This is a genomic window from Oerskovia sp. NPDC060287, from assembly GCF_042726775.1.
Lineage (GTDB): Bacteria > Actinomycetota > Actinomycetes > Actinomycetales > Cellulomonadaceae > Oerskovia > Oerskovia merdavium.
Genome location: NZ_JBHXBO010000283.1, coordinates 1 through 4,755 on the forward strand (window position 1 = coordinate 1; position 4,755 = coordinate 4,755).

The following is a 4,755-nucleotide window of genomic DNA, read 5'->3' on the forward strand; positions in this document are numbered from 1 at the left end:
CCCTCCGGGGTGCGGGCCTCTCGTCGCTTGTGCGTCTCCCGGCCCGACGCCGGAGCCCACCTTCCACGAGAAGGTGACAGGCGCCGTCGGGCAGGGATCTTTTTCGTGTTCTTGGGCGGCATATGGCGGCCACCGAGAAGATGTCCTCACCGGTCCGGTGGGGGAGTGGAACGCGGCTCGACAACGGTCTTGACAGGCCGTGATTTGGCGTCGCTGGACACGCTTGACCGGACCGGGTATGCTAGCGCTTTGCGCTCGCGTGTGCCCTCGGCACCCTCTGAACTGCCCGAACCGTCTTCGGTGTGCGTCCATCGTGCACCACGGCAGCCTCAGGGGGAAGAGGTCCTCCAGCCACGCAGCGTACAGCGTGCAATCGATCTGCAGGGAAGGACCCCTCTTGGCTGCCTCGCGCACCCCTTCTGCTCCGTCCGCCGACGCTATCGCGAACCGCACCGCTTCCCGGCGCGTCTCTTTCGCCAAGATCTACGAGCCTCTCGAGGTGCCCGACCTGCTCGGGCTCCAGACGGAGAGCTTCGACTGGCTGCTCGGCAACCCGGCGTGGCGCGCACGCGTCGACGCCGCGGCTGCTGCCGGTCGCCAGGACGTCCCCGCGACGTCGGGTCTCGAGGAGATCTTCGAGGAGATCTCCCCGATCGAGGACTTCGGCTCCTCCATGTCTCTCTCCTTCTCGAACCACCGTTTCGAGCCCCCGAAGTACACGGCCGAGGAGTGCAAGGAGAAGGACTTCACCTTCGCCGCACCGCTCTTCGTCACCGCGGAGTTCGTGAACTACAACACCGGTGAGATCAAGAGCCAGACCGTCTTCATGGGCGACTTCCCGCTCATGACCGCGCGCGGCACCTTCATCATCAACGGCACCGAGCGCGTCGTCGTCTCGCAGCTCGTCCGTTCGCCCGGCGTGTACTTCGAGCGCCAGGCCGACAAGACGAGCGACAAGGACATCTACTCCGCGAAGATCATCCCGTCGCGCGGTGCGTGGCTGGAGTTCGAGATCGACAAGCGTGACGCCGTGGGCGTCCGCGTCGACCGCAAGCGCAAGCAGTCCGTCACGGTGCTGCTCAAGGCCCTCGGCGTGACCGAGTCGCAGATCCGCGAGGAGTTCGCGGACTTCCCGGCCGTGCTCGACACGCTCGAGAAGGACCACGTCCACACCGAGGAAGAGGCGCTCGTCGACCTCTACCGCAAGATCCGCCCGGGCGAGCCGCCCACGGTCGAGGCCGGTCGCTCGCTCCTCGAGAACTTCTACTTCAACCCCAAGCGCTACGACTTCGCGAAGGTCGGCCGCTACAAGGCGAACAAGAAGCTCGGCGTCGACGCGCCCCTCGCGGACTCCACGCTGTCCGTCACGGACATCGTCGCGACGATCAAGTACCTCGCGGCCCTCCACGCAGAGGTCACGACGCTCCCCGGCACGCGTGCCGGCGAGCCCGTCGAGATCCGCGTCGAGACCGACGACATCGACCACTTCGGCAACCGTCGTATCCGCGCCGTGGGTGAGCTCATCCAGAACCAGGTGCGCACCGGTCTCTCGCGCATGGAGCGTGTCGTGCGCGAGCGCATGACGACCCAGGACGTCGAGGCGATCACGCCGCAGACCCTGATCAACATCCGCCCCGTGGTGGCGTCGATCAAGGAGTTCTTCGGCACCTCGCAGCTGTCGCAGTTCATGGACCAGAACAACCCGCTCGCCGGCCTGACGCACAAGCGTCGTCTGTCCGCGCTGGGCCCGGGTGGTCTGTCCCGTGACCGCGCCGGCATGGAGGTCCGTGACGTCCACCCGTCGCACTACGGCCGCATGTGCCCCATCGAGACCCCTGAAGGCCCGAACATCGGTCTGATCGGCTCGCTCGCCTCGTACGGCCGGATCAACCCCTTCGGGTTCATCGAGACGCCGTACCGCAAGGTCGAGAACGGCAAGGTCTCCGACGAGGTCGTCTACCTGACGGCCGACGACGAGGACCGTTACGTCATCGCCCAGGCGAACACCGAGCTCAACGTGGACGGCTCGTTCCGTCAGGAGCGCGTCCTGGTCCGCACCAAGGGTGGCGAGACGGCTGACGTCCTCGGTACCGAGGTCGACTACATGGACGTCTCGCCGCGCCAGATGGTGTCGGTCGCGACCGCCCTCATCCCGTTCCTCGAGCACGACGACGCCAACCGCGCACTCATGGGTGCCAACATGCAGCGTCAGGCCGTGCCCCTGGTCCGTTCCGAGGCCCCGCTCGTCGGGACCGGCATGGAGCGTCGTGCAGCCATCGACGCCGGTGACGTCATCGTCGCCACCAAGCCCGGTGTCGTGACCGAGGTCTCGGCCGACATGATCGTCGTCGCCAACGACGACGCGACCACGACGAGCTACCGCGCGGCCAAGTTCCGCCGCTCGAACCAGGGCACGTCGTACAACCAGCGTGTCGTCGTCGACGAGGGCGCACGCGTCGAGGTCGGCTCCGTGCTGGCCGACGGCCCGGCGACCGACGAGGGCGAGCTCTCGCTCGGCCGCAACCTGCTGGTCGCGTTCATGTCCTGGGAAGGCCACAACTACGAGGACGCGATCATCCTGTCGCAGCGCCTCGTGCAGGACGACGTCCTGTCCTCGATCCACATCGAGGAGCACGAGGTCGACGCCCGCGACACGAAGCTCGGCCCCGAGGAGATCACGCGGGACATCCCGAACGTCTCCGAGGACGTCCTGGCGGACCTCGACGAGCGCGGAGTCATCCGCATCGGTGCAGAGGTCGGCGCGGGCGACGTGCTCGTCGGCAAGGTCACGCCCAAGGGCGAGACCGAGCTGACCCCCGAGGAGCGCCTGCTGCGCGCCATCTTCGGCGAGAAGGCCCGCGAGGTCCGCGACACGTCGCTCAAGGTCCCCCACGGCGAGTCCGGCACCGTCATCGGCGTCCGCGAGTTCAACCGTGAGGACGGCGACGAGCTGCCCGCCGGCGTCAACCAGCTGGTCCGCGTCTACATCGCGCAGCGACGCAAGATCACGGACGGCGACAAGCTCGCCGGCCGTCACGGCAACAAGGGTGTCATCTCGAAGATCCTCCCGGTCGAGGACATGCCCTTCCTCGAGGACGGCACCCCTGTGGACGTCATCCTCAACCCGCTGGGTGTCCCCGGTCGTATGAACGTCGGCCAGGTCCTCGAGACCCACCTCGGGTGGGTCGCCAAGCAGGGCTGGGACATCTCGCAGACGGACGGCGCAGCAGGCGAGGGCGACCTCTCCTGGAAGGAGCGCCTCCCCGTCGTCGCGGCATCGTCCGAGCCCGGTCGCCCCGTGGCCACCCCGGTCTTCGACGGCCTCGAGGAGGAAGCCCTCACGGGTCTGCTCTCCACGACGCTGCCGAACCGTGACGGCAACCGCATGGTCGGGCGCGACGGCAAGGCCCGTCTGTTCGACGGCCGCTCCGGCGAGCCGTTCCCGGAGCCGGTCTCCGTGGGCTACATGTACATCCTGAAGCTCCACCACCTGGTGGACGACAAGATCCACGCCCGCTCGACCGGTCCGTACTCCATGATCACGCAGCAGCCGCTGGGTGGTAAGGCGCAGTTCGGTGGACAGCGTTTCGGCGAGATGGAGGTGTGGGCGCTCGAGGCTTATGGCGCGGCATACACCCTCCAGGAGCTGCTGACGATCAAGTCCGACGACGTCCCGGGCCGTGTCAAGGTCTACGAGGCGATCGTCAAGGGCGAGAACATCCCCGACTCGGGCATCCCGGAGTCCTTCAAGGTTCTCCTCAAGGAGATGCAGTCGCTGTGCCTGAACGTCGAGGTGCTCTCCAGCGACGGTGTCTCCATCGAGATGCGTGAGTCGGACGACGACGTGTACCGCGCTGCCGAGGAGCTCGGCATCGACCTCTCGCGTCGCCCCAACGCAGCATCCAGCATCGACGAGATCTGATCTCGGATGGGGTGGGGGCGTTCGTGACGAACGACCGCCCCCACCGCCACCCGACACTCTGTAGCACCTCCACCGCGCCGGCCGGGACGAACCCCGGACAGGCCGGCAGACGAAGGAAGTAGGACCACCTTGCTCGACGTCAATGTCTTCGACGAGCTGCGTATCGGACTGGCCACGGCAGACGACATCCGTGACTGGTCTCACGGCGAGGTCAAGAAGCCTGAGACCATCAACTACCGCACCCTCAAGCCGGAGAAGGACGGGCTCTTCTGCGAGAAGATCTTCGGTCCCACCCGTGACTGGGAGTGCTACTGCGGCAAGTACAAGCGCGTGCGCTTCAAGGGCATCATCTGCGAGCGCTGCGGCGTCGAGGTGACGCGCTCGAAGGTGCGCCGCGAGCGCATGGGCCACATCGAGCTCGCCGCTCCTGTCACGCACATCTGGTTCTTCAAGGGTGTGCCCTCCCGCCTCGGTTACCTCCTCGACCTCGCGCCGAAGGACCTCGAGAAGGTCATCTACTTCGCCGCGTACATGATCACGTCGGTCGACGTCGAGGGCCGTCAGGAAGACCTCCCCAACCTCCAGAACGAGATCGACCTGGAGAAGAAGGAGATCACGGACCGTCGCGACAACGACATCAACACCCGTGCCCAGAAGCTCGAGGCCGACCTGGCCGCGCTCGAGGCCGAGGGCGCTCGCGCCGACGCCCGCCGCAAGGTCCGCGACTCGGCCGAGCGCGAGATGGCGGCGATCCGCAAGCGTTCCGACGCCGAGCTCGACCGCCTGGACCAGGTCTGGGACCGTTTCAAGAACCTCAAGGTCGCCGACCTCGA

The 4,755-nt window shown here is 66.9% G+C and carries 1 protein-coding gene and 1 pseudogene; both read left to right on the forward strand.

The window, feature by feature from the left end; translation table 11 throughout:
* The first annotated feature begins 397 nt into the window (after nucleotides 1–397).
* Nucleotides 398–3,922: a DNA-directed RNA polymerase subunit beta gene (gene rpoB / locus ACFWFR_RS17470; RefSeq protein WP_056762583.1), complete on the forward strand. Its 3,525-nt coding sequence runs from the start codon at nucleotides 398–400 to the stop codon at nucleotides 3,920–3,922.
* A gap of 129 nt (nucleotides 3,923–4,051) precedes the next feature.
* Nucleotides 4,052–4,755, forward strand: a pseudogene (locus ACFWFR_RS17475) (DNA-directed RNA polymerase subunit beta'); the annotation flags it as partial.